The following is a 24562-nucleotide window of genomic DNA, read 5'->3' on the forward strand; positions in this document are numbered from 1 at the left end:
CCCAGCCCCGGCCGTAGTCGACCGACGTCGCCACAACCTGCCCGCTTGTCCCGCACGAAACGAAGAATCGGGCATCAGGTCTCATACCGCCCTCTCAAGACCTCTTTGCGACGCCACCGCAACCGTTGCTTCCGGCCCCGTCGCTTCTCCTGCCGCGCTTCTCGAGCGCTCCCAGCGCCCTCCACGACGCCATGAGACCTGTTTTCCAGGGCGTTGCGGCCCAGATCGCCGACCAGATGCTCGATGAGCGCGTCGACGAGCGGGCCGGTGGGCATCGTCCACCGTATCCGGTCGAGCCGTATCCGCCACCGCGCTTCTCAGAGACAGCGCGACGGGCTTCCCGAGGCCTTGTCTGGTCTTCACATCAGCTCCCGGTCTCAGCTGGCTCATACCGCTCTTCCCCGGGCCGCATGAGCCAGCTGATGACACCGAGAACGAGGCACGATTCCTGGACCGCTCGCGGACGCGGTCGTGGACGGTCGAAGTACGTGTCAGCTGACCCGAAGACCGACCGCCAGCGTCAGTTCAAGGACCCGGTGTGGCGATGCGAGATCCGGAAACAGTCCCCGCAGCTGCGACATCCGGTACCGGACTGTCTGGGGATGGACGAACAACGCCGCCGCCACCTCGTCCCGCCTGCCCTGGTGCAGCAGCCACGCCCGCAACGTCTCCTCCAGCCGCCGTGCGGTCGTGACAGGCAAGGTCCGCAACGGTGCGAGGGCTCGGGCACGCAGGTCTGCGAACGCGTCCACGTCGGCGCTCAGCACCAGCTCGGGCAGGTGGTCCTCGGTGTCGCGAATATCAGAGGAGAGGCAGCGCGCGCGTACGGCTCGTGCGTACGAGGCGGACGCACGAGTCCATGGCCGGGCCGGGCCGACCACGGCGGTGCGGTCGGTCAGCTGCCGCAAGAGATGTGATCGGTCGGCATCGGGGACGAGCAGCACACCTGTGGCATCCGGCAGATCGTCGAGGACGAGGGTGCTCGGGTCGAGCGCGCGGTAGGCAGGCCGGGCCTGGGCGGCGGGCAGCAGGACCGCGGTCAGCGAAACCGGAGGCTGCCACCCGGCCCGTTGAACAGAGGCCAGCAGCACGTCCGGGCTCGCGCCGGCGAGGAGGTCGCGGGCCAGGTGTTCCAGGTGGCGCTCGTGGGCCCTGCCCCGGGCGGCCAGTTCGTCGGCGTGGCCCGCGGCGCTCGCGGCGGAGAGCTCGTCGATGTAGGCGAAGGTCAGCTCGGCGAACTTGGCGACCTCGGCGGCGGGCAGACCTGCGGGTACGGCACCCGCTGCCAGGCATCGCCAGGCCACGCGGGCGCCGACGCGGTAGGCGCTGAGCAGGGCGTCCATCGAACGGCCGTCACGCACCTCGCCGCGGCCCAGCTCGTAGGCTGCGTCACCGCCGTCGCCGCCTGTGGCGTTCCCGCTCGCGAGGTCCAGGTAGTGCCCCAGGGCGGTGCGGACGGCTCGGCGGATGGTGGCGCCCATGTGGCCCGAAAGGGCGTTGGCGTAGGGAGGGACCTCGTCGATGATCGCCTGGACGACCTCGTCGGCGGTGGTCTTCAGCGCGGCCCGCAGTGCGGTGACCGTCGTCTCGTCCAGGGCCAGTTCGCTGGCCCTCTGGATTGCATGACTCATGCCTTTGTTCCCTGCGAACAATTCAGTCGACTAGATTCACATCCTGCGGTCAGGACTTTACGCCCTGAGACGCAGCAAGCTGGAGTCATGACGAGTGCAGCCCTCCGCAGCAGGGCGTGGAAACTGCTGGAGATGGTCACGACGCCGCTGCTGCCGTCGGACTACCTCGACCTGGTCAGCCCGCTGCGTTCGGGCGCCGACCTGCGTGGGCGCATCGAGGCCGTGCACCCCGAGACGAATGACGCCGCGACCATCGTGATCAGACCGGGGCGGGGCTGGCGCGGCCACACCGCCGGTCAGTACATGCGGATCGGGGTCGACGTCGACGGGGTGCGCCTGTGGCGTGCCTACTCCCTCACCTCGCCGACAAACCGCCAGGACGGCCGCGTCACGATCACCGTGAAGGCGATCCCGGACGGCAAGGTCAGCAACCACCTGGTCCGCAGGGCGAAACCCGGCGCGCTGATCCAGCTCGACCAGCCGACCGGTGACTTCGTACTGCCGCAGGCCAAGCCCGCCAAGGTGCTCTACCTGACGGCCGGCAGTGGCATCACGCCCGTGATGGGCATGCTGCGCGACACCGAGTTCGACGACGTCGTCATGGTCCACTGCGCGCCACAGCCGCAAGACGTGATCTTCCGCAACGAACTGCACGACCTGGTCGCGGACAAGAAGCTGCGGCTCACCGAAGTGCACACCGACACCGACGGCATGCTCGACATCGCCCGTCTCGACGAACTCGTGCCCGACTGGGCCGAGCGCGAGACCTGGGCTTGCGGGCCCGCGGGCCTGCTCGACGCCGCCGAAGAGTACTGGAGCGAGCACGGCGTCCAAGAGCGCCTGCACACCGAACGCTTCCGCCCCACCATCGTCGTCACCGGCGACGGCGGCGAGGTCACGTTCAGCGCCACCGGCAAGACCGTCGACGCGGACGGCGCCACGCCGTTGCTGGACATCGGCGAGGAGGCCGGCGTGCTCATGCCCTCCGGGTGCCGCATGGGCATCTGCTTCGGCTGCATCACGCCGCTCAAGGCGGGCGCCGTCCGCGACCTGCGCACCGGCGAGATCACCGAGGCCGAGCCGGGCGTCCTCATCCAGACCTGCGTGTCCGCCGCGGCGGGCCCCTGCGACATCGAACGGTAGGAGCACCTTGACCGCCATCGACCCCACCTCACACCTGACCGCGGAGCAGATCGAGGAGCTAGGCCGCGAGCTGGACGCGATCCGCGACGAGGTGATCGCCAGCCGAGGTGAGAAGGACGCCGCCTACATCCGTAAGGTCATCTCGGCGCAGCGCACGCTCGAGCTGGTCAGCAGGGGCGTGCTGCTGTTCTCGATCTTCCCGCCCGCGTGGCTGCTCGGCACCGCCGGTCTGTCCGTGGCGAAGATCATGGACAACATGGAGATCGGCCACAACGTCCTGCACGGCCAGTGGGACTGGATGCGAGACCCGAAGATTCACTCCACCACCTGGGAGTGGGATCACGTCTCGCCGTCCGAGCAGTGGAAGCACTCGCACAACGAGCTGCACCACACATACACCAACGTGATCGGCAAGGACAACGACCTCGGCTACGGCATCATGCGCGTCGACGAGGACCAGAAGTGGCACCCGTTCCACCTCGGCCAGCCGCTGTGGAACTTCATCAACGCCTGCTTCTTCGAGTACGGAATCGCAGCGTACGACCTGGAGCTCGGCAAGAACCTGCACAAGCGCCGCCGCAAGAACCCGGAGTTCCGCGCCCGGGCCAAGGCCGTGGGCCGCAAGATCCGCAAGCAGGTGCTCAAGGACTACGTGATCCACCCGCTGCTGTCGGGCCCGTCGTTCCTCCCCACGCTCGCCGCCACGTTCACCGCGAACCTGGTCCGCAACATCTGGTCCCACTCGGTGATCATGTGCGGGCACTTCCCCGAGGGCGTGCAGGTCTTCGAGCGCCGCTCGATCAAGGGCGAGACGCGCGGCCAGTGGTACCTGCGCCAGATGATGGGTTCGGCGAACATCAGCGGCAGCAAGGCCATGCACTTCATGACCGGCAACCTGTCGCACCAGATCGAGCACCACCTGTTCCCGGACCTGCCGAGCAACCGGTACGCCGAGGTCGCGGTGAAGGTGCGCGCGCTGTTCGAGAAGTACGAGCTGGAGTACGTCACCGGCCCGCTGCCCAAGCAGGTGTTCTCCGCGTGGCGCAAAGTCTTCCGGCTCTCGCTGCCGAACAAGAGGCCCAAGGTCAAAACGCCGGACCGCGAGCAGGAGCTCGTCGCCGCCTGATTCCCGGCATGGGTTCAGATCTCCCGGGCGACCGCGATGACGGGCTTGGCCAGGAGGCGCAGCTGGGGGAGGGCGTCCATGGCGGCCAGGCACACTGGTGCCCGCCGGATCACCCGGGCCCTGCGCCGCAAGGGCGTCGACGTGGCCGGTGCACCATCGAGCGGCTGATGGTCGAGCACGGTCTGGAGGGCGTGATCCGTGGTCAACGCCGGCGGACCACCGCGGCGGAGCCGTCGGAGCCGCGCCCGCCGGACCGGGTCAACCGCGACTTCACCGCCTCACGGCCCGATCAGCTTGTGGGTGGCGGACATGACGTATGTCCGTACCTGGTCGGGCTGGGTGTACGTGGCGTTCGTCCTCGACGTGTACTCGCGGATGATCGTCGGCTGGCAGATCGCGAACCATATGCGGACAGAACTGCCTTGCCGAGATCTGCGCCCCGGCGTCGGTCGGGTCCGTCGCGGACAACTATGACAATGCGATGGCCGAGGCACTGAACGGCGCCTTCGAGGCCGAGCTGATCGAGATGCAGGGCGCCCCTGGAACGATGTCGACCAGGTCGAGCGGGCGATCTTCCAGTGGGCCACCTGGTACAACGAGGAACGGCTCCACTCCGCCCTCGACTACCTACCGCCCGGGTTTGGTGGGGATTGCTTCCACGCCCCTTTCTTGGCGCCTGCCTTGCTGAGAGCCGCGGGCCGGTCGCCGCCCCTGGGCGACCGGCCCGCGGACCTGCGGCTCGTCACCGCCAGATGGACTTCAGCTGCCACGCCTGCATGTGGTCGAGGGTGGCGGTGCCGCGTTCGGCGAAGATCTCGACGCCGGTGCTGGAGGAGTCGGGGAAGATCTGGTCGGTGATCACCGCTTCGCCATTGCCGCCGAAGACCTCGACGGACGACCAGTCGACGAGGATCCGCAGCTTGACCTTGCCGTTCTTGGGCTTCAGGGGTGCGGTCTGGACGCCGGGGAAGGTGCTGTTGAAGTCGCCGACGCCGGAGCGGGTGCGGTCGACGTACAGCTCCTGTGTCGTGGTGTCGTAGCCGATGACGGTCTCCTCGCCGCCCGCGTCGGTACGCATCTTCAGGCCGAACCGTTCGGCGTCCTTGAGGGAGAAGGTCGCCTCGATGTCGAGCGCCTTGCCTCTGGCCGCGCGGCCGATCAGAGGCTTGGAGGTGCTCTTGACGGTGACGCCGGACGCCGTCGCCGGGCGCTTGTTCCGGAGGGACTCCAGGCTGCCCACCGGCTTGCTGGTCAGCCGGATCTGGCCGTTGATCGTGCGCAGTGCCATTTCCCGGGGAAACACTCTGCGCGCTGCGCCAGGGGGAGGTGGGGATGGACCGGCCGTAGTCCCAGTTGTTCATCCAGCCGATCATGTAGCGCTTGCCACCCGGGGCGTTCAGGGTCGGCAGGAGTACCCGAAGCCCTGCAGCACGATCACGCCGATCGTCAGCCGGGGATCAGGGCGCGCTCGCCGGTGTTGCGCGTCAGCGGGCCGCCGCGCTCGGACGCCGTCAGCGCGGTGGCGACGTCCAGCGGGATGCCGGCGGTCGTCGGGGCGGGCACGGTGCCAGCGTGCGGGGTGCCGCCGCCGGCCGGCGACGGCACGGGCGATATCGACGCCGACTTCCACTACCAGCTCGGGTTCCACCAGCGTGGCGTCCAGTGTCTCCCCGCTGCCCCACCCGGCGGAGAACGACCAGCCCGTCCATGGATGACCGCGCCGCGCCGGGGCGAGTAGCGCGCAGCTCGGGAGTCACGCTGCGGGGCGTCCCAGAGCGGACCCCGGTCGAGCGCGCCGTAGGGGGAGCCCCAGCCGTCCGCCGTCCTGCGCGCCCGGTCGCTGTGCAGCAGATCCTCGCTTCAGTCGTTCAGCACCGCGCCGTTCCCGGCCGCGCGGGCCGCCGCCTCGACCCGCGCGGACAGGGCCCGCTCGACGGCGTCGAGGAGCGCGGCGGTGTCCCAGCCGGGTAGAGGGTGGTGGTTCGGCTCCCGCCGTAGGCGCTTGTTGCAGGGGCGTGGCCGGCGGCCGTCGGCGAACAGGAGGACCGTCGGCCGCGTCGAGGCGGACGGCCAGTGACTCACCGTCGCGGGCGTTTCTGACCGGCCGGCGGAAGGAGTCGGCGTCCGCGTCCGGCCTCCCGCCCGCCCGCGGCCCGGGAAGGCGTCGTCCTCCTCCAGCCGTGCCCTCGCGGCAAGCGGGCACGAACTCCTCCTAGACACAGGGTGGTTGGGGCTGGGGGGCCATGATGGGATCATGGCAGACTCCGAGTTCATTCTCCGAGGAGTGCGCGTGAGCGAAAACCCGGCCGGCGGGACGGTCCTGGTGACCGGTGGCAGCGGCTTTGTCGCCGCCCATCTGGTACGGCAGTTGCTGGAGCGCGGCTACCGGGTGCGCACCACCGTGCGCAGCACGGCGAACGCCGCGAAGCTGGAGCCGCTGCGGGCGATGTGGGACGCGCACCCCGGCCGCCTCGACCTCTTCGAGGCGGATCTGCTCGCTGACGGCTCCTTCGACGAGGCGATGAAGGGCTGCTCCGTGGTCTTTCATGTGGCCTCGCCCTTCCTGATGCCGGAGAAGATCAAGGACGGCCGCCGGGACATGCTGGAACCGGCGCTCCACGGCACGCGCAACGTGCTCGCCGGCATAGACCGCACGGAGACCGTCGAGCGGCTCGTCCTCACGTCCACGGTGGGTGCGGTCTTCGGCGACTACATCGACGTCCTGCAGATGGACGACCGGATCCTGTCGGAGAAGTACTTCAACACCACGAGCACGGTGGAGAACAACCCGTACCACCACGCCAAAACCGTGGCGGAGCGGGCGGCCTGGGAAGCGGCGGCCGCGCAGGACCGCTGGAGCATGGTGTCCGTCAACCCCGGCCTGATCCTGGGCCCTTCGCTCACCCCCGCCTCGGCCTCCGGCAGCCTGTTCCTCCTGGACGAGCTGTTCAAGGGCTACTTCTTCTACGGCGCCCCCGACTTCAGCTTCACGACGGCCGATGTACGGGACGTGGCGGCGGCCCACATCGCGGCGGCGGAACGACCCGAGGCGCACGGGCGCTACCTCGTCGCTGCACAGGAGATGACGTCGTTCCACGAGATGTCGGCGATCCTGCGCACGCACTATCCCAGGAACCTCCGCCTCCCCCGCACCGCCCTCCCACACTGGCCAGTCAGCGTCCTGGGACCGGCCTTCGGCCTCAGTCAGGACTACATCCGCAAGCACCTCGGCATCCGCTTCCGCGTCGACAATCACAGAAGCGTCGAGGAACTCGGGCTCACCTACCGCCCGATCGAGGAGACGCTGCTCGACCACTACCGGTCATGGCGCGAGCAGCGACAGCAGCGGCGGAGGACTGGGGGAGGGTCCGGCGGCTCACACTGTGAGTATGGCGCGGACCGCAACAGAAGGATGGGGAGTGTCTAAATCAGAGCCCGTTCCGCGCCTCGGGCGTCGTCAGCGTTCCGAGACGACGATCCCTGCGCGCAGTGCCTTCTTGTCGACCTTCCCCATCGGTGTGCGCGGAAGCTGCGGCATCGAGATCAGCCGGTCGGGGGATCTTGTAGGCGGCCAGGCCACGGCCCCTGAGGAACTCCTTCATGGCGGACGGACGGACGTCGGCCTCATCGAGGACGACGAACGCATAGGTGCGTTCGCCGAGCACGGTGTCCGCCACGCCGATCACGGCCGCGTCCTGTACGGCGGGGTGGGTGCGCAGTTGCCGCTCCACCTCCTCTGCGGAGACCTTCTCACCGGCCCGGTTGATGACGTCCTTGATCCTGCCGACGATCATGATGTTGCCGTCCGGCCTGCGCCGGACGAGGTCGCCCGTGCGGAAGAAGCCGTCCGGTGTGAACGAGCGGGCGTTCTCCTCAGGGGCGCGGTAGTACCCGCGGTCGTGTAGCGGCCCCGCACCTGCATCTCGCCCGCCTCCCCGTCGGGCACGGGGTTCCCCGACTCGTCGACGATCCGGACCTCGTCACCCGGTGACATGGGCCGGCCGTCCGTGTTGAACGGCCGCTTCCTCGGGGTCGTCGAGCCGGGTGTGGGTCAGCAGCCCTTCGCTGATGCCGTACCACCGCTGGATCCGGCAGCCCAGCATCTGGGCCGCACGGCGCGCCAGGGCCGGGGCGAGCGGTGCGCTGCCCACCTGGATCAGCAGGCGGGACAGTTCCCCGGGCGGTCGTCCGGCGTCGGCCCACAGCCGCAACACCGAGGGCACGACCGTGGTCACGGTGACCGCCTCACGGCGCATCAGCGAGAAGACGTCGTCGGGCCGCACGCTCGACGTGAGGACCGCCTTTCCGCCCAACAGGAGACTGCTGAACACGCCCGGACAGGCGAGGGCCGCCTGGTGCGCGACCGGGTTGACAGCGAGGTACACCACCTCCGGGCCCACCTGCATGGCCGCTGCGCTGGCCCGCATGACGTACTCGTAGTCGTCGTGGGTCCGGGGAATCAGCTTCGGCAGCCCGGTGGTGCCCCCGGAGAGCAGGAACAGCGCCGGGTCCGACGCGTCCACCCGGGGGGAGCACGACGTCCTGGGCGTCCAGCGCCCCCAGCGAGGTGAACTCCTGGGCGTCACCGCTGACGATCACGTGCGGGACCGACCGGATCTCCCGGGCGATCGTACGGAAGTCGAACCCGCCGAACTCGTCCTTCACCACATAGGCAACAGCTCCGGAGTGAGCACACAGATGCGCGATCTCGGCCCTGCGGTGACCGGGCAGCGCCAGCACCGGGATCGCTCCGGCCCGCATCAGCGCGAAGACCAGGACGACGAACTCCGGGATGTTGGGCAGGTGCACCACCACCCGGTCCAGGGGCCTGATGCCCAGTCCGATGAGGCCGCCCGCCAGACGGTCCGCCCGCCGGGCCAGCTCCGCGTAGGTCATCCGGCGTTCGCCACACACCACGGCCACCCGCTCGGCGTTCCGTTCGCACGACTCGTGCAACAAGTCGCCGATCGGCCGTCCGAGCCAGACCCCGGTCCGGCGCAACTCCGCCGCGAGGTGCTCGGGCCAGGGCACAAAACCGCCAAGCATGATCGCGTTCCCGTTCAGCGGTCGGTCGAGGCGTGGATAGAGGCGGCGCGGCGGTCCGGATGGAGCCATGGGGGCGCTCGGGCCCGTACCGGCTCCGCCGCGGGCCGGCGGCCGCGCGGTTGGGGGCGGGTGCCTCCATGCGGTGGGCGGCCCGGTGCGGTGGTGCGCGATGTCCGCGCGAGACGTGGGCCTGCCGCTCGGTGTGTCGCTGATGGCCGTCCAGTACCCGGGCCACGGCGACCGCTTCGGTGAGCCACCCGTGGACGACGTGGCCGCGATGGCCGACTGCGTGGCGGCGGAGCTGCAGCGGTTACCGCCGGGCGACCACATCCTGTTCGGGCACAGCCTGGGCGCGCTGGTCGCCTATGAAGCCGCCCTGCTGTTGCGCGACGCCGGCGAGGAAACCCCGGGCGCTCTGCGTCTCCGCCGCTCTGCCGCCCGGACGGATGAACAACAGAGGCATCCACCAGGCACCCGACGACGAGTTCTGGACGACGCTGTGCGCGCTGGGCGGCATCGAACCCGCCATCGCCGAGAACGGCGAACTGCGCGACCTGCTCCTGCCCGTCATCCGCTCGGACCTGCGGGCCCTCGCGACCTACCGGCCCCGCCCCGGCACCCGTGCGCTTTCCTGCCCCGTGCGCTGCTACCACGGCGAGGGAGACCCGTTGGTGGAGCAGGTTCAGCTGGCGGGGTGGGCGGCCGTCACCACCGGCGGCTTCACGGAAACCGTGCGGCCGGGCGGGCACTTCCATCTGACGGCCGACATCGCGGAACTCGTCGCGGACGTACTGAGCCAGGGCCGGAAGTGAGGCGGCCTTGACCACCATCGCCGTGATACCCGGTGACGGCATCGGCCCGGAGGTGATCGAGCCGGCCCTGGACGTCCTCGACGCCCTCGGGCTCGGGGCGCGGACGAACGTGCTCGACCACGTAAACGCGGAGACGTACCTGCGCACCGGAACGGCACTGACAGGACCCGACCTCGACCGGATCAGGTCCAGCGAGACGGCGCTCGGCTTCGTCCGCCGGGGCCAGCACCTCGTCGACCCGCGAGCGGGCGATGGCCCACTCCTGCCATTCCCGCTCGGCCACGGCCAGCTCGGCTTGGACGCGGTCGGCCTCCTCCCGCAGCTCGTCCACACGACGGTGAGCACCCAGCTCACGCTGTTCCAACAGCCCAACCACCGACGGCATCCACGACCTCCCGGGCAGCGACAGCACGACAGGCCACTACTCCCACGGGACCGCCGACCCTACGCCCGACCAGCGGAAACGCAGTCTTCAGCTCCGGAAACAACAGCTTCTCAGCTATTTACGCCTTCCGCCTTGGTTCTTCTCGTAATCTCCACCCTGCCAGGGATGTGCCGAGCAGGGAGCGAGTGCCGGATAGCGTCGTTGTCCGGCCGGAAGTTGGGTATGCCCTCCGATACACGGCACCGGCAAGGGCCGTGCGACGCCCGCGAGGAGGACACCGACGATGTTCTGCCACGTCTCCCACCGGTGGAGGCCCTGATGTCCGCCAGCGACGCGGTGAGCCCCGAGGCCGAGGAGAAGGCCGTGGACACGGCCTGGCGCGTCCATGCCGCGGTGGGGGAGTGGACAGCCCGGGTCGACGCCAAGGCCTCCTTCGCCCTCACCCTCGAATCGGCCGCCGGGGCCGGGATCATCGCGCTTTCCGGCAACGGCAACATCTTCGCCGGCCCGCACGACTGGGTGGTCCGGTGCCTGCTCTGGTCCGGCTGTGCGTCCATCCTTGTCGCGGCCGTCCTCGCGGCCCTCGTCGTCACGCCCCGCCTGCGGACCTCCGCCCTGCGGGCCGAAGCACCCGACAATTTCGTCTATTTCGGCCATCTGATGCACCGTGAGGCCGAAGAACTGGCCGAGTCGCTGCGGCGCGCCCAGCCGCTTCCCGTGCTCAGCCGGCAACTGGTCATCATGAGCAGGATCGCCTGGACCAAGCATCGGTACCTGCGGTCGTCCCTCTTCTCCTTCGCGATCGGCCTCGCCCTCGTGGTGCTCGCCGCGGTTTCGGCCTGACCGCACCCGGCCCCCCTCACGCACCGGCGTACAGGTGCGCCGCCCAGAGGGACGGGGCCCACGGCCGCCGTGCTCGCCCTTGGTGCAGGGCGAGGTGGAGCGCGTACGCCGCGTCCCACGTCTGCGGAGCAGTATCGCCGTTCTCCGTCAGCCGGGTGTAGAAGTCGACGGCGATCTCCGCGGCCGCGGTGTCATCGACGGGCCAGAGGGTGCCGATCACCCGGCGGTAGCCGGAGAGCAGGAACCCGGCCGTGATGTGCACGGACTCGTCCGCCAGTCGCTGGTTGGTCAGCGTGGTACTGCACGCCGACAGGTAGGCGAGGTCGGCGCCCTTGATGTGCAGGGAGGAGATCGCGTCGACCGTGAGCCGCGCCGTCCCGCCGTCCCGTCCGCTGCCGCCGCCGTCGCTCAGCAGCAGTCCGCTGCGTCCCGGAGCACCCCACTCGCTGATGGCGTGGCAGGCGAAGTGCACCACCGGGTGGGCGGGCAGCCCGTCCAGCACGGCCCGCGGCGTGTTGTGCGGAGGACCGACCCGGGTGGCGCCGGGCAGCAGGCCGGCGAGGCGTTCGATCTCGGTGGTCACGTGCCGCAGCGGACGGGGTGCTCCGGCCGGGCGGGCCATGTCGACCAGCAGGGCACCTGTACCGGTCCCGGGCGCGGTGGCACCGAAACCGGTGACCGGTGCCGTGGTCCGCGTGGGGCGCCGCGCGTGGGCCAGTGCCCGGACGGTCGGCGTCCACGAGGAGACCGCCCGGTCCATGACGGTGCGGGCGGGCCCGCCGCGCGTCGGGTCCTTTTGGTGGTGGCCGGAGGCGTGCCAGGGCAGGAAGGCGGTGACACCGGCCGGGCACCACCAGATCCGCGGCCACTCACCGGGGCCGTCGTCCGGCCCGAACGACCGGGTCAGTCCGATCCGCTCCAGCACGGGCCCCGCCACCCGGTCCCACTGCCACTCCAGGGTCTCGGTGAGTACCCGCATGCGCCGCTTGGCCTGCGCGTAGCCGGTCACCGGCGGGGAGCCCGGCACACGTCCCTCAAGAAGCCGTTGGGCCCGGTCGATCACCCGGTTCTCGGTCACGTCCGGCAGGCCGACCACGATCACGGGGGAGCGGAGGTCCGGGGTCACCACCAGTGCGTCACCCCGGTGCCTGCCGACCGCCAGCATGATGATGTGGCCGCCGTCCGCCTGCCTGCGGAGCGTCTCCAGGGCGGGGCGCCCCAGGAAGCCCTCCAGTCCGGGAAGGGCCCGGATCCGGGTGAGGAGTGCGTGCCATTCCGTGTCCATCGAGGCCCGTTCGGCGGCGATGCGCCGCAGGGCCCGACCGGGACCGTGTGGACCGCCGCCGGGACCGCCGGGACCGCCGGGACCGCCGGGGCTGTCCGTACCGGACGCTTCGTCGGGCCGCCCGGCGTACGCCTCGTCGAACTCCTCAGTGAGTCTGATGTGGTCGGCGGCGTCTCGTCTGTTCCGCAGGGCCTCGAACTCGTCGGCCAGCTCCGGGGAGGCTGCGCGCAGCTCGTCCAGGTCGCCCCGCATGTCGAGGGTCTGCTGAAGCATCACTCCGCGTGCCTGCTCCAGCAGTTCCACGGCCCGCGCCGGATCACCACTGCTCAGTGCCGCTCCGGCCGCCTCGCTACCCAGCCCCTCCATCTCCCCGAGCCCGAACTCCCGATCCGCGCGCGTCAGCCGCCAGGGAGCGAGCTGCGCGAGCAGGTCCACGGCGGCCTCGTAGGACCGCAGGGCCCCATCGGGCTCGCCGGCTTCCAGAGCGGCCCGGCCGAGCGCGCGGGCCGCCCTGACCCGGTCCCCGACCGGGCTGACCGCGGAGCCTACGGCCCGGTCCAGGAGGCGCAGCGACTCCTCCAGATCGGTCCGGTCCGCCCCGGCGCGCCAGGCGCTGCGAAGCGCTGCGGCGCAGCCGGTCAGGACGGACGCCTCGTCGGGATGGTCGGGAGCCAGGGAGGCGACGGCCTGACGGGCGGTGGCCACCGCCTCGCACAGGGCGCGGGGCGAGGAGTCGTGGCGGTACCTGAGCCGCCACGCGGCCGTGAGGTTGGCGAGCCGGTGCGTCTGCTCGGGGTGTCTGGGCGGTGAGAGGGCGACGGCCCGGCGCCCGGCGGCGACGGCGGCGGCCAGTTCCCGCGCGCCGCCGGTCACGGCGTACTGGAACATCAGCGCCGCGCAGAGGTGGGAGAGGAGGACGGGAAGGTCCGGGTGGCTGCGCTCGGTGACGACGACCGCGGTGCGGGCGGCAGCGACCGCCTCGCGGATCGTCCCCTCGGCGTCCTGCGGCTCCTGCCGCTGGTGCAGGATCAGCAGGGCCCCGGAGAGGTTCGACTGGTACATGGACCGGTCCGGGTGATCGGACGGGCACGCCGCTGCGGCCTCGCGGGCCGCCTCGACCGCCTCGGTCAGGTGCCGCAGCTCGTTGCCGCGCTGGTAGCGGGCCTGGAGCCCCAGGCTGACCTGGGACAGCAGCCGAGGCCGGAGCGGATGCCCGGCCGGAGCGAGGCGAAGCCCTTCCTCGGCCGCGCGGAGGCCCTCGCCCAGGACGCCCGGCTCGCCGGTGCGTTCGTGCCGCGACCGCGATGCCATCGCGAGGTTCAGCAGGTACAGTGGCCGGTCCGGGTCGTCGGGGTGCGCGGTGCGTACGGCGGCGTCGGCCGCGGCCGTGGCGTCGGTGAGCAGGGCGAGGGAGCCGGTCCGCCGGTAGCGCCCGAGGAGGATGCCGCAGTGGTTGCTCAGCAGGGCGGGCCGCGCTCGGTGAGTCTCGGGCACCGAGTCCACCGCGAGCCTGGCCGCGGTCGCGGCCGCCTCGCCCGCGTCGTCGTCCTGGGCGAGGTCGCTCCACTGGTGGAGAGTGGCGGCCGCGTTTGCCATGCGCAGGGGGTACTCCGGCTGCCCCGGTAGCAGAGCGGACATCAACCGGCGGGCACACTCCGCGGCTTCCCGCAGCGCGGCACGGTCTCCGATGCGGTCGTAGCGCATGCGGAGCACCCCGGTGAGGCTGGAGAGCAGGCCCGCGAGCGCCGGTGAGCTGGCCGGCGTGGCGCGGATCGTCTCGCGCCGGAGCACCACCGCCTCGTCCAGGACCGCCAGTTCTCCGGTCCGTTCGAAAAGCGTCGCCAACGCGGCGGACAGGTTGGACCGCGCGGCGACCGCGGTGGTGCTTCCCGGGCGCGCCGTGTCGACGGCCCGGCGCGCCGTGGTGATGCTCTCCTCCAGGATCGACTCGTCCCCCACCGCTTGGGCGCGGACGAACAACTGGTGAGCCAGCGAGGTGAGATGGGCGGCTTCGTCGGCATGGCCGGGCGGCGTCGCGGCCACCGCGCCGCGGCCGATCTCCACCGCCTCGTCGAGATCGGCGGTGGCTCCGGTCCGGTAGTAGCGGTCGAGCAGGGAGTTGGCGAGATTGCCCTGGATCTTCAGGTGTGCGGATCCGCCGTAGGCCGCGGCCTGTACGGCGAGCCGGCCGGTGTCGATCGCCTCGTCCAGGATCCGGGGGGCGCCGGTGCGGTCGTAGACGTCCTGCACGGCGAGCACGAGGTTGCCGAGCGTGTCGGCTCTGGCCGGGTGGCCGGGCGGCGTGGCCGCCACCGCTTCCCGCAGGGCGTCGACCGCGGCGGACAGCGTGGGTCCGCCGTCCGCCGCGGAACGTGCCGCCGCGCGCAGGGCCCGGCCGAGCGTCAGCAGGTACCGGTGCCGTTCCGGATGGCGAGCGGGCAGTGCGGTGAGAGCCGCACGGCAGATCCCGGAGCACTCGTCGAGGACGGATGGGTCGCCGGTGACGCGGTACAGGTCGAAGAGGGACTGGGCCAGCGCGAGACCGAACTCCTCGGGTCCGTCGAGGGCGTCACCGCCGCACTGCACGGCCCGTCTGGCCGCGTCGACGGACTCCCGTACGGTGTCGGCGTCCGCGTGGAGCGTTCCCAGCGTTCCCAGTACGGCGGAGAGGTTGGCGAGGGGTACGGCGGCCGAGGGACCGTCGGGCCCGAGGGAGACGGCCAGCCGAGCGTGGGTCGCTGCCTCGGCGAGGGCGTCCTCGTCGTCGGTGCGCTCGTGATGCGACAGGAGGGCCAAGGCGAGGTTCGTGCGGTTGCGCGCCCGGCTTCCGGACGGTGCGGGATCGAGGGAGACGGCCCTGCGGCCCGCTGCAAGGGCCTCGCGCAGGTCCTCGACGTCACCGGTCCGGCCGTAGCGGGCGTGCAGGGCGCCTACGAGGCTCATCAGGCGGTCGGCTAGGTCGTGGTCGGCCGGTCCGGCGGCCGGTCCGTCGTGCGCCGTCGGAGGCGGACCCATTCCGGGGCCGGACCAGGGATCGGACCCGGGACCGGTGTCAGTGCTGGGGTGCTTGGCCACGGCGGGCTCCGTCGCCGCGGCCGCCGTGGACTCGGCAGGCCGGAGAGCCTCACGCGCCGCCGCGACGGCGTCGTCCAGCAGCCCGGCCGCGTCATCGAAGCGCGCTAGGGTGAGCAGAGTAGCCGAGAGGTTGGACAGGTAGCCTGCCCGGCGGCCGGTGCCGGCCGGCTCGGTGGCCGCCAGGTGCCGCAGGACGAACAGGGCCGGCCGGAGGGCCGTTCCGCCGCGGCGGCCTTGTCCGTGCCGTTCCATCGCGGTCACCATCCCGTCGTGGCACGCGCCGGGGGAGAGACCGGGGGCCGCCGGGGGTCCGGCTCCGGGCAGACCGGTCACCGCGGCTCGCTCGTAGATGCCGCGGACGGCCAGAGGCGGCTCCGCGCCCTCGGCGACCAAGGGCAGGAAGTACCAGGCGGCCGTCCGCAGGTCCGCCTCCGCGCTTTCCCCGTCGGCTTCTCGGGCCGCCGCGTGTCGGAGGTGCAACCGTCCGGCCGCGACGGCCACCTCGACGTCGTCGAACAGGTCGCCGGTTCGTTCCAGCAGGCGCGCCAGGGCCTCCTCAGCGCCATCCCTGCCGTCGCCGGCGGGCGTCTCGGCGTACGCCCGGACGGTCGCGAGGAGGGCCGCGCGGTCGGCCGCGGGCCGGGTCACCTCGTGCCCCCGGCAGCCGGAGATGTGTACAGCCAGGCGTCCGCCTGGAAACGCTTCACCACTGCGGTCACCCGGGTGAAGTCGCTCGGGTCCAGCCCGGGACAGCCCGGAGCCAGAACCTGGCCGTAGAGGAACGTGCTGACCAGCACGCCGAGCTCGGCGTTCCGATGGGGCGCGAGGGCGTCGCGCAACGGAGGGCTGTCCAACAAGCGGCAGAAGCCGAGGACCGCCTCCCCCTCGTAGCCGTTGGCGCCCGCCGTGAACGTGCCGGCGTCGCAGGCCATCCGCAGGCGCATCCGGTCGGCGTGCCGGTCGTTGTCCTGACGGAGCCGGGCCGCCGTCGAGTTGACCAGCCCGGGCAGGGCCCGGGTGACATCGGTTCGCAGCGGCAGGACGACGTTCATGCCGTCCCCGTTGCGCTGGTGGTCCATCTGCGCCAGGTCGAACCCGAGGTCGCTGAGGACCTCGCGGATGAGTCGGTCCAGACGCCGCTGGAGGGCCGATCTGCCCGGTGCGTCCCGGTCGGAGTAACCCACCACGTCGACGCCGAAGCCCATGCGGATCTCGGTGAAGCGGCTCACGGCCCCCGCCTCGTGCCCGCACGAAGGTGCAGGGCCCCGTGCCATGGGCGGCGCCGACTGCTCGGCCACCCGGAGGGTGGGAACGGGCACGGGCAGCCGTACGGTGAACCCGTCGGTGCCGGTGTGGGGGCGCATGCCCATCGTCGCCTCCTCGGCGAGGGCGTAGCCCGCCTTCGCCGTGACGCTCACCTCCTCGCGGTCGGCCGGCACCAGCAGGACGAACCATCCGGTGTGCGAGCCCAGCCGGACCTCGCCGCCGTCCACCGCGCGATGACGCCAGCGACATGTGTGTCCCCCGACGCCGAAGACGGTGATGTCCGGCGTGAGCGCGGGCAGCGGGACGCGCGTGAGCGGGCCGTCACCGCCGCCGTCCTCGTCCCCCGTGCCGTTCGCCTTCGGCAGGGCGAAGTCCAGGTCCCGCGTCAGTACGTAGGTCTGTGCCGGCTCGGGCCTGGTCACGCCGGCAGGCAGCGCCGCGGTGACGACGAGGTCCCCGGCGTCGAACGAGAAGCCCGCCTCCGCCCAGCGCGGCCCCGGCACCTCCGGGTCGAAATCCACGTCGTACCGCGCCTTGACGAGATACGCGTCGACGCCCGGCAGCCCGGAGGGCGTCCGCGGCAGGGACCGCACTTGCCAGCCGTGGAAGACGATGTTGCCGACCGCGGCCCCCGTCGGATGCGCCGTCCAGGAGCGGACGTCGTCCACCAGGTACAGTCCGACCTCGGCCAGCGGTTGGGCCTCCTGCGGAGGTAACTCGGCACCGGACTCGGCGCTTTCGGCCAGGAACTCCATGGACACGGCTCGCTTCCGTCGCTGTACGGGCCCGCTGGCCCGACGAGTCATGACCGTCCGCACTCGGACGTTCCGCCCCGCGGCTCGCGGGGCGCGGTGTAAGCAGTACGAAGCGTAGTCATCCGGTCGGACGAAAGCCCGACAGAGCGGCAAAGCGGGGAGAACACGTGGACGTTCCCGAGCTCACCGGTCCCGAGGCATCGCACGGGCTGTCCATCGGCGAACTGCTGGACACCTACCGGCGCACGGAGGACCCGGACGCCTTGCACGAGGCCGTACGTGCACTGAGGAGAGCCGTCGCGGACCCTCAGGCACCCGAGGCCCTCTTCTTCCAGCTCACCGGCGCTCTGTACACCCTGTTCCAGCGGACCGGGGAGACCGCCCTGCTGGCCGAGGCCGTCGAGACGGGCCGGGCGGCGCGGGACCGTGACGCGGCGGCCGGACGGCCGTCGCGGGTCGCCCTGCTGTCGAATCTCGGCGCGGCCCTGGAGGAACTCCACCAACGGCGGGGAGACACCCGCCTGCTGGCCGAAGCGGTCGAGGTGAACCGGGAAGCCGTACGACGCTCGGGCCGCCAAGACCCTTACCGGCCGGGCCGCATGGCCAACCTGTGCAACTCCCTGCACTCGCTGTACGGCGAGGACATCCGGGAACGGGCAGCCCTGGACGAGGCGGTGGCCGTGGGCAGGGAGGCGGAGACGCTCACCCGGGACCGCTGCGACTCCCTGCGCGCCATCGTGACGGGCAACCTGCAGAACGCGCTGGTGTCCCTGTTCGTACGCACCGGTGACGGCCGCGTCGCGGACGAGGCGGTCGCGATGGGGACGGCGGCGATCGCGGCCTTCACCGCTGGCGACCCGCGTCGCGCGGTCGCCTTGTCCAACCATGCCGACGCACTGCGGGCGCTGGCCGCGCGCACCGGCGACCGGACACGGATGAACGCCTCGCTCACGGCGGCCCGGGAAGCCGTGGAAACCGCCGGGGAAGACCGCTTCGACCGAGCCCTGTGCCTGTCCGGTCTCGCTGCGTCCCTGCGCCTGCTGTATAGCGACACCGGTGAGGACGCCCACCTGGACGAGTACGTCCGTCACACCAGGACCGTCGCACGCGAGGTGTCCGAGGGGCCCATGGCCGCGACCGCGCTCGCGGACCTTTGCCTCGCGCTGCGGCTGCGCCACGACCGGGACGGCGAGCTGACGTCCCTGCGGCGGGCCGTGGAAGCGGGCCGCCGTGCGCTGGCGGCAACCGACCAGGCGCGGGCGACCCGGGTGACGGTGATCAACAGGCTGGTCAACGCCCTGCATACGCTCTCCGCGTTCGAGCAGGACCCGGCACCGCTCGCCGAGGCCGTCACGCTGGCACGGCTCGCCGTACGCGACTGCCCGCCCGACCACCCGCAGTACGCCGGGAACCTGTCCGACCTGGCCCAACTGCTGCTGGACACGACCCGGAACGGCTCCGACCCGGCCGGCGCGCGGGAGGCCGTCGGTATCTGCCGCTCGGCGGTGGCCGCGCTGGACGGGGACGACCCGGACCGGCCCGGCGCGCTGCTGGTCCTGTCGCGGGCCCTGTGCGAGACGGAGGCGGGAGACGGGGCGGGGCAGGGCGGTGTGACACCTTACGAGGAAGCGGTGGCCGCCGCCCGCGAAGCGGTGACATCGCTGCCCGCGGAGTCCACCCTGATGCCCGCCGCGGTCCGTACGCTCGGGCAGGCCCTGTTCACCCTCGGCAGCGCCTATCCTCGGCCTGAACAGGGCCGCGCGGCCTTCGAAGCGGCGCACGACGAGCTGATGACGGGCGTCGTCGAACGTGAGGCGGCACGGGTCAGCGACCGCGTCGCGGCCGCGCGGCTGGCCGGCCGCACTGCGCTCCTGGCCGGACGCCCCGCCGATGCCCTCGCCGCCTTCGAACAAGCGGTCGACCTCTTGCCGAGGCTCGCGCCTCGCGAACTCGTCCGCGAGGACCGGGAAGCCGGCCTCGGATCAGTGGCCGGGCTGGCCGCCGACGCGGCGGGCGCCGCCACCGCTGCGGGCCAGCCCGGACGGGCCTTGGAACTGCTGGAGCAGTCACGCGCGCTGCTCCACTCAGAGCTGATGGGTTTCCGCATCGCCTCGGAAGCTCTAGAGCGCCACGCCCCGGCCCTCGCCGAGGAGTTTCGCGGCCTGTGCGCCCGCACCCGGGCGGCGGACACGGTCACGCCCTCAGTCACCGGTCCCGGCCCTGGCCTCGACCCCGCCCTCTCCGACCACGCCGCGGCCCGGCGCCACAAGGAACTCGCGGACGACTGGATGGAGCTGTCGGCCCGGATCAGACGCTCCCATCCCGGCCTCGCACGCTTCCTGCTGCCGCCCACACTCGACGAACTGCGCGCCCAGACCGCCGAGGGCCCCGTGGTCACCGTCTACGCGGGCCCGCTGCGCGCCGACGCGCTCATCCTGCACCCGGGCGAGAACCGGCCCGTCGAGACCGTCGAACTGCCCGGACTGACATGGGAACGCGCCCAGGACCTGGTCGTACGGCTGCGGTCGGCCTGTACTCGGATTTACGGCGATCCCGACTACGGCGGCCGGAGGGCGGCCCAACGGGACCTGCGGCAGGTCCTCGGCGACCTGTGGGACGTGGTGGTCTCACCCGTGCTGGACGCTTGCGCCATCGGCGCCCCGCCACCCGGGGGCACGGCCCCGCCCAGGCTGTGGTGGTGTCCGGTGGGCATCATGGCCTACCTGCCGTTGCACGCGGCCGAACAGTACGACGAGGCCGGCGGCGGGCCGTCGGTCCTCGACCGTGCGATCAGTTCCTACACCCCCACCATCGGGGCCCTGGCCCACGCGCGCAGGGCGGAAGGCCCCGGCGGTACGGGCGGGACCGACGGGCCGCCGCCCGCCGCGGCTTCTCCCGGACGGGACACGCTGATCGTCGCGCTGCCAGAGACACCGGGGGCGCCCGCCCTGCGCTCGGCCCCCGAGGAACGCGCCGCCCTGGAGCGCCTACTCCCCGACGCCGTGCTCCTGCACGGCCCCGCCGCGACCCGGGACGCGGTGACGACCGCCCTGGGCCACTGCCGGGTCGCCCACTTCATCTGCCACGGCGTCAGCGATCCACGGGGCAGGGGATACAGCAGACTGCTGCTCCACGACCACGAGACACGGGCGTTGACGGTGGCCGACGTCCGGCGCCTCGACATCCCGCACGCGGACCTGGCCTACCTCTCGGCCTGCGAGACCACCGGCACCGCGCCGAGGTTCGTCGACGAGGCGCTGCACATCACCGCGGCCTTCCAGACCGCCGGATACCGCGACGTCATCGGCAGTCTGTGGGCGATCCAGGGCACCACCGGCGCCCGTGTCGCCGAGGTCTGCTACGCGCGGCTGACGGCGGACGGCACCAGGCCACCGGACGCCACCGTCTCCGCCCGGGCCCTGCACGAGGCGGTCGTCGCGGTCCGAGCCGTGCACCCGCTGTCGCCCGGCCTCTGGGCGGCCCACGTCCACTTCGGCCGCTGACGACCGGACGGACTCGGCACCGTGAGCACGGCCGGCTCCTTGCGAGGTGCCGTACCGGAGAGAACAGGAGCTGTGTCGCCGTTCCTTGAACCGCGACCCCCTATCGGTCGATGAAAAGTGACCCCTTCCGTGATCAAGTGATTAGTCGTGATCCGCGCCGCGCCGGCTGTTCTTCGCCCTGATGAAGGAACTCGACACCGGCGCCCACACCCACCGCCCCCAGGTACAGGTCGTGCGCGGCCGGGAGATACGCATCGAAGCCGACAGAGACCTCCTCTACGGGGCGGACGGCGAAATCGAGGCCGCCCTCGGCGCTGGACGGCGAAGGTGGTGATGAGGCAGCGCCAGCCCTGGCGCTGCCTCATCACCCTGTCGTTCCAGGGTCCGTCTTCAAACGGATCTTGCCCTCGATGTCCGGCTGCAGGAGCCCATCGCCGTCGACCCACGCAAGGAAGACCAATCGGGCACTTTCACACACCTGCGAGAAGATGTTATGGACCGCCTGACGAAGGCTCAGGAACTCCTGCCGGATGGCGTCCGTCTGCTGTTCATCGAGGGGTACCGGCCGCCCGCCTCCACTTCAGCGCGGTACGTTGCGCAGCATTCCGGCGTGTGCGGCGGCAACACCGGCCTGGAAGCGGCTCTCCGCCCGGAGCGCGTTGCTGAGCGCCGCTACGTGGCGGCGAAAACTCCGTACCGACATACCTATCCTGCGCGCGGCCGTCTCGTCCTTGAGCCCCTCGGCCAGCAGCTCCGCGACCGTGCGGTGGACGTCCGCGATCGCGTCGCCGTAGCCGCGCTCCCCGGCGTCGACAGGCGTGCCGACGTGCCAGGCCGTCTCGAAGAGGTTGCGCAGATAATGGATGACGGTAGGGTCTCGGGTCACGATGGTGTACGTGTCCGCCTGGCCGCCCGAGTCCGTAGCGCGCTCGTCCATGAGGTAGGCCACGGTCTCGCCGAACACAACGATGTGGGCGAAGGGGTGGGCCATCGTGCGGACTTCGACGCTCGGCTGCGTCAGCCGGTCGATGTGAGACCGGAGTTCGAGGTCAGCCCGTGCCGTGTGTGCGTAGAGTCCGCGCAGCCGTACACCGCGCTCGGCCACGGCGAGGTCCCGCTGGATGGCGTCCTGGGTCAGCACCCGCACGCCGGGCTCGACGGGCGGCCCATGATCAGCATCTCGGTCTTCGCCTCAAGCGCGGCGGAGAGGATCGCCGTGCTGGCCACGTCCGCGCCGATGAGGACCTCGGGGCCATCCGTCTGCGCGGAGCGTCTGCGCCCCTCGCTGTAGATCGGACCCAACTCGGCTATTTTCTCCTGCAGTTCACCGAACCGGTGTAACGCGGTTTCGACCGCCCGGTGTTCGGCGTCCAGTTGTTCCGCGACCGGATCAAGCACCTCCCGGGCCGCGACTGAGGGGTCCGCGGCGCTCAGTGACCCGCGCTCAGTACGGCGAGCCGCAAGTCCCGCAAATCGGCCAGGTGCTTGTCGAGTACCTCTGCGCGGATCCCTGTCTGCGCGCGTAGCGCGTCCTTCGTGGTGTGGGGCGCTCGAACCAACGCCGCGTAGATCCGTACGCACACCTGATCGAGCTCGGGCAGCATGGTTTCCCCCGTGTATTCCCTGTCACACGCTGTCTCCGCAGTATGCACGTGTACACAGAACAGATCACAGCGGCGTATCAGATCCTGAGACCGGAGCGAGATGTTCCGCAGGCGGCTTTCGGAACTCCGACACTCCGGCTCAACAGTGTGTCCGAGCTGGCCAATTGCTGCCGTCCAGTTGCTGCCACCCCCGGGTTCTGGCCGGGGGCAGGCCGCCCCCGTCAGAGTCCGCGAGTGTCATCCGGCCCCTTGGCAGTCCGCTCACTACGGAGGAAATACATGACGACCGCGCCCGCCGGCAGCACCACCCACGCATCCACCGACTGGCAGATCACGCCGGAGTTCATCTTCTCCGACGAGGAGTCCGCGGCGCTCGCCGAGGCGATCGGGACAGTGACGGCCAATCCGTACCGCCTCTACGACGCCCACGCGTTCCAGATAGGCAAGCTGATCGAGGACGGCGTCGTTCCCGAGCGCTTCCGCTCGTACGTATCCGGCCTCGCGGAGCGCGACCGGCGCAAGGAACCGGCCGTCGTCCTGAAGAACGTCTCCTACGACTGTGACGTACCGGTCTTCGACTTCGACGAGCCCGTCAAGGCGAAGTACGAACTGAAGCGGACGTTCATCGCGGAAGGCTTCCTCGCCCTCTTGTCCCAGCTCGCCGGCACCCCGGCGATCGGATACCTGAACGTCAACGACGGCGATGTCTTCCAGGACATCTACCCCAAGCGCTCCATGCAGTCGTCCCAGTCGCAGAAGGCGCTCGATGCGATCCACTTCCACAAGGACTTGGCCAACCACTTCGTCCGTCCCGACCAGGTGTACATGGTGGGCATGCGCAGTAACCCGGAGAACGAGGTCTACACCTCCTTCGTCCGTAACATCGACGTCATCGCGGCCTTCACCGAGGAGGAGCTGGAACTGCTGCGCAGCCCGCAGTTCCACACGCCCTTCGATGACCTGACCGTCATGGGCGGCACCCTGGGGCTGGGCGAGGCCGACCGTCACCCGATCATCGGCGGCGAGGACGACCTGCGCTACTTCGAGAACCGCACGATCGGCGTGACCGACGCCGCCCGGGCGATCGTGCCCAAGGTCTCCGAGACCCTGCACGCCCTCAAGCAGCGTGTGTTCATCGGGCCCGGCGACTTCGTGATCACGTACAACAACCACACCGTGCACGCCAAGGAGGTGGTGCAGGTGCGCAAGCCGGACGAGTTGCGCAGCCGGTGGATCATCAAGACGGTCAACGTCGATGATCTGGAGCCGCACGCCCAGTACTTCATGCCGGGCACCCGTCACCTCGTGAATGGCTGACACCCCCGCCCGGTCGTGGCCCGCTGTGGGCCCTGCACCCAGTCGGTGCCATCCCTGGCCCGACCGTCCAGGCGGCCCGGCGCGACACCATCGTGACCGCTCTGCCCGCCCATGAGGCCGCGTACTTCCGAGCCGAGACAGCCAGCGCCCTCGCCTGAGCCATGCCGCGTCGCTGTGCAGGACCCGATCGACCCAGCCCTCTGGTTGCGCACCGTCCAGCATGCTGCCGGCCATGGCGAGAAACGTGTGAGCAGTGGGGAGCGTGGACTCCTGCGCCAGGCTGCGGAGCGGAAGGATGAACGGGACGCGGCCGCGGAGAAAGGCGAGCTCGTCGTCGAAGTCGTTCTGCGCGGCTGACGGCGAGCCACGGGGCCAGTGTCGTCTTGCCCGAACCGGCGGGGCCCCGCAACACCACACGGTGCTCGAACTGGCCGCCGCGACCGTCGAGAAGCACGACGGCACCGAACCCGGCCCGAACGAGGCAGACCATGTGGTGCTGCTGGCGGTCCCGCAGCTCACGTGGTGCGAGGCCCCGAGCAGCCGAAGCCGCACATCCAGCCCGCCCAGCGACACCAGACGCTCTGACAGTGCCGGACGTTCCGTCAGGTCCAGCGAGAAGCAGAGTTGACCCGCATCCGTGTCCGGGTAGGGGGCGTCCAGGGAAACGGCGTACACACGGCCCCCCGGTCGTCCGTCGGCGCCCGAGTACGACACAGGCGTTCGCGAGGTTTGAGGGGCGGGGGAGAGAATCGGGGGTGAGAGAGCCACCCG

19 protein-coding genes and 5 pseudogenes are annotated in these 24562 nt (G+C 71.0%); 10 read left to right on the plus strand and 14 right to left on the minus strand.

Going from position 1 to position 24562, the window contains the following annotated elements:
- Nucleotides 1-491 precede the first annotated feature (491 nt).
- Nucleotides 492-1631: a PucR family transcriptional regulator gene (locus tag ACZ5TL_RS36190; RefSeq protein ID WP_468595037.1), complete on the minus strand. Its 1140-nt coding sequence runs from the start codon at nt 1629-1631 to the stop codon at nt 492-494.
- An 87-nt stretch (nt 1632-1718) separates the two neighbouring features.
- Between ACZ5TL_RS36190 and ACZ5TL_RS36195 the strand changes: the two genes are divergently transcribed.
- Nucleotides 1719-2774 carry a ferredoxin reductase gene (locus ACZ5TL_RS36195; RefSeq protein WP_468595038.1) on the plus strand — a complete coding sequence of 352 codons (1056 nt, stop codon included), beginning with the start codon at nt 1719-1721 and terminating at the stop codon, nt 2772-2774.
- A 7-nt stretch (nt 2775-2781) separates the two neighbouring features.
- Nucleotides 2782-3900, plus strand: a complete 1119-nt coding sequence (locus tag ACZ5TL_RS36200; RefSeq protein ID WP_468595039.1) for a fatty acid desaturase family protein — start codon at nt 2782-2784, stop codon at nt 3898-3900.
- 14 nt (nt 3901-3914) lie between these two features.
- Here the strand turns inward: ACZ5TL_RS36200 and ACZ5TL_RS36205 are convergent, their stop codons facing one another.
- Nucleotides 3915-4106, minus strand: a complete 192-nt coding sequence (locus ACZ5TL_RS36205) for a hypothetical protein (RefSeq protein ID WP_468595040.1) — start codon at nt 4104-4106, stop codon at nt 3915-3917.
- Here ACZ5TL_RS36205 and ACZ5TL_RS36210 point away from each other — a divergent pair.
- Nucleotides 4099-4374, plus strand: a complete 276-nt coding sequence (locus ACZ5TL_RS36210; protein ID WP_468595041.1) for a DDE-type integrase/transposase/recombinase — start codon at nt 4099-4101, stop codon at nt 4372-4374. The genes ACZ5TL_RS36205 and ACZ5TL_RS36210 overlap by 8 nt on opposite strands.
- Before the next feature lie 96 nt (nt 4375-4470).
- Nucleotides 4471-4758 carry a hypothetical protein gene (locus ACZ5TL_RS36215; RefSeq protein ID WP_468595097.1) on the plus strand — a complete coding sequence of 96 codons (288 nt, stop codon included), beginning with the start codon at nt 4471-4473 and terminating at the stop codon, nt 4756-4758.
- Here the strand turns inward: ACZ5TL_RS36215 and ACZ5TL_RS36220 are convergent.
- Nucleotides 4643-5297, minus strand: a pseudogene (locus tag ACZ5TL_RS36220) (glycoside hydrolase family 32 protein); the annotation flags it as partial. The gene ACZ5TL_RS36215 and the pseudogene ACZ5TL_RS36220 overlap by 116 nt on opposite strands.
- 463 nt (nt 5298-5760) lie before the next feature.
- On the minus strand, nt 5761-5982 hold the full coding sequence (locus ACZ5TL_RS36225; protein ID WP_468595042.1) for a hypothetical protein: 222 nt from the start codon (nt 5980-5982) through the stop codon (nt 5761-5763).
- 208 nt (nt 5983-6190) lie between these two features.
- Between ACZ5TL_RS36225 and ACZ5TL_RS36230 the strand changes: the two genes are divergently transcribed.
- Nucleotides 6191-7327 carry an NAD-dependent epimerase/dehydratase family protein gene (locus ACZ5TL_RS36230; protein WP_468595043.1) on the plus strand — a complete coding sequence of 379 codons (1137 nt, stop codon included), beginning with the start codon at nt 6191-6193 and terminating at the stop codon, nt 7325-7327.
- A gap of 1 nt (nt 7328) precedes the next feature.
- Here ACZ5TL_RS36230 and ACZ5TL_RS36235 read toward each other — a convergent pair whose 3' ends face one another.
- The 4 genes and pseudogenes from ACZ5TL_RS36235 to ACZ5TL_RS36250 form a co-directional block, all read right to left on the minus strand.
- Entirely contained in the window at nt 7329-7694 is a 366-nt protein-coding gene (locus ACZ5TL_RS36235; protein WP_468595044.1) for an AMP-binding enzyme, read from the minus strand.
- Nucleotides 7691-7894 carry a hypothetical protein gene (locus ACZ5TL_RS36240; protein WP_468595045.1) on the minus strand — a complete coding sequence of 68 codons (204 nt, stop codon included), beginning with the start codon at nt 7892-7894 and terminating at the stop codon, nt 7691-7693. The genes ACZ5TL_RS36235 and ACZ5TL_RS36240 overlap by 4 nt, the downstream gene beginning before the upstream one ends.
- Nucleotides 7881-8423: an AMP-binding protein gene (locus tag ACZ5TL_RS36245; protein ID WP_468595046.1), complete on the minus strand. Its 543-nt coding sequence runs from the start codon at nt 8421-8423 to the stop codon at nt 7881-7883. The genes ACZ5TL_RS36240 and ACZ5TL_RS36245 overlap by 14 nt, the downstream gene beginning before the upstream one ends.
- Nucleotides 8424-8598: 175 nt before the next feature.
- Nucleotides 8599-9276, minus strand: a pseudogene (locus tag ACZ5TL_RS36250) (AMP-binding protein); the annotation flags it as partial.
- On the opposite strand from ACZ5TL_RS36250, the gene ACZ5TL_RS36255 reads away from it, so the two are divergent.
- The gene (locus ACZ5TL_RS36255; RefSeq protein WP_468595098.1) at nt 9158-9769 is read left to right on the plus strand and encodes a thioesterase II family protein; all 612 of its coding nucleotides are present in this window, start codon (nt 9158-9160) and stop codon (nt 9767-9769) included. The pseudogene ACZ5TL_RS36250 and the gene ACZ5TL_RS36255 sit on opposite strands and share 119 nt — an antisense overlap.
- A 188-nt stretch (nt 9770-9957) precedes the next feature.
- Here ACZ5TL_RS36255 and ACZ5TL_RS36260 read toward each other — a convergent pair.
- Nucleotides 9958-10143, minus strand: a pseudogene (locus ACZ5TL_RS36260) (hypothetical protein); the annotation flags it as partial.
- A 318-nt stretch (nt 10144-10461) separates the two neighbouring features.
- Here ACZ5TL_RS36260 and ACZ5TL_RS36265 point away from each other — a divergent pair.
- On the plus strand, nt 10462-10986 hold the full coding sequence (locus tag ACZ5TL_RS36265; RefSeq protein ID WP_468595047.1) for a Pycsar system effector family protein: 525 nt from the start codon (nt 10462-10464) through the stop codon (nt 10984-10986).
- Nucleotides 10987-11002: 16 nt separating this feature from the next.
- On the opposite strand, the gene ACZ5TL_RS36270 is transcribed toward ACZ5TL_RS36265, so the two are convergent.
- Both ACZ5TL_RS36270 and ACZ5TL_RS36275 read right to left on the minus strand, forming a co-directional pair.
- A complete protein-coding gene (locus tag ACZ5TL_RS36270) occupies nt 11003-15994 on the minus strand; it encodes a CHAT domain-containing protein (protein ID WP_468595048.1) in 4992 nt (1663 codons plus the stop codon).
- Nucleotides 15991-17373 carry a hypothetical protein gene (locus ACZ5TL_RS36275; RefSeq protein ID WP_468595049.1) on the minus strand — a complete coding sequence of 461 codons (1383 nt, stop codon included), beginning with the start codon at nt 17371-17373 and terminating at the stop codon, nt 15991-15993. The genes ACZ5TL_RS36270 and ACZ5TL_RS36275 overlap by 4 nt, the downstream gene beginning before the upstream one ends.
- A 161-nt stretch (nt 17374-17534) precedes the next feature.
- Between ACZ5TL_RS36275 and ACZ5TL_RS36280 the strand changes: the two genes are divergently transcribed.
- Together ACZ5TL_RS36280 and ACZ5TL_RS36285 are read left to right on the plus strand one after the other, a co-directional pair.
- Nucleotides 17535-20870, plus strand: coding sequence for a CHAT domain-containing protein (locus tag ACZ5TL_RS36280; RefSeq protein WP_468595050.1), 3336 nt, complete (start codon nt 17535-17537; stop codon nt 20868-20870).
- Nucleotides 20871-21024: 154 nt separating this feature from the next.
- A pseudogene (locus ACZ5TL_RS36285) lies at nt 21025-21204 on the plus strand (hypothetical protein); the annotation flags it as partial.
- A gap of 246 nt (nt 21205-21450) precedes the next feature.
- Here the strand turns inward: ACZ5TL_RS36285 and ACZ5TL_RS36290 are convergent.
- Nucleotides 21451-22017, minus strand: coding sequence for a hypothetical protein (locus ACZ5TL_RS36290; protein WP_468595051.1), 567 nt, complete (start codon nt 22015-22017; stop codon nt 21451-21453).
- Nucleotides 22005-22268, minus strand: a complete 264-nt coding sequence (locus ACZ5TL_RS36295) for a hypothetical protein (protein ID WP_468595052.1) — start codon at nt 22266-22268, stop codon at nt 22005-22007. Before ACZ5TL_RS36295 ends, ACZ5TL_RS36290 begins: the two co-directional genes overlap by 13 nt.
- Nucleotides 22269-22753: 485 nt before the next feature.
- On the opposite strand from ACZ5TL_RS36295, the gene ACZ5TL_RS36300 reads away from it, so the two are divergent.
- On the plus strand, nt 22754-23791 hold the full coding sequence (locus tag ACZ5TL_RS36300; protein ID WP_468595053.1) for a Fe(II)-2OG oxygenase family protein: 1038 nt from the start codon (nt 22754-22756) through the stop codon (nt 23789-23791).
- Nucleotides 23792-24301: 510 nt separating this feature from the next.
- Here the strand turns inward: ACZ5TL_RS36300 and ACZ5TL_RS36305 are convergent.
- Nucleotides 24302-24559 (minus strand): annotated as a pseudogene (locus ACZ5TL_RS36305) (DUF2617 family protein); the annotation flags it as partial.
- Nucleotides 24560-24562: the final 3 nt, after the last annotated feature.

The sequence above is a fragment of the Streptomyces sp. NPDC033136 genome (assembly GCF_055578235.1).

What these genes read in the sequence shown, in the direction of transcription:
- ACZ5TL_RS36190 (WP_468595037.1), bottom strand. Translation starts at nt 1,631, where the DNA reads ATGAGTCATGCAATCCAGAGGGCCAGCGAACTGGCCCTGGACGAGACG.
- ACZ5TL_RS36300 (WP_468595053.1), top strand. Translation starts at nt 22,754, where the DNA reads ATGACGACCGCGCCCGCCGGCAGCACCACCCACGCATCCACCGACTGG.
- ACZ5TL_RS36255 (WP_468595098.1), top strand. Translation starts at nt 9,158, where the DNA reads ATGGCCGTCCAGTACCCGGGCCACGGCGACCGCTTCGGTGAGCCACCC.
- ACZ5TL_RS36195 (WP_468595038.1), top strand. Translation starts at nt 1,719, where the DNA reads ATGACGAGTGCAGCCCTCCGCAGCAGGGCGTGGAAACTGCTGGAGATG.
- ACZ5TL_RS36265 (WP_468595047.1), top strand. Translation starts at nt 10,462, where the DNA reads ATGTCCGCCAGCGACGCGGTGAGCCCCGAGGCCGAGGAGAAGGCCGTG.
- ACZ5TL_RS36240 (WP_468595045.1), bottom strand. Translation starts at nt 7,894, where the DNA reads ATGTCACCGGGTGACGAGGTCCGGATCGTCGACGAGTCGGGGAACCCC.
- ACZ5TL_RS36235 (WP_468595044.1), bottom strand. Translation starts at nt 7,694, where the DNA reads ATGATCGTCGGCAGGATCAAGGACGTCATCAACCGGGCCGGTGAGAAG.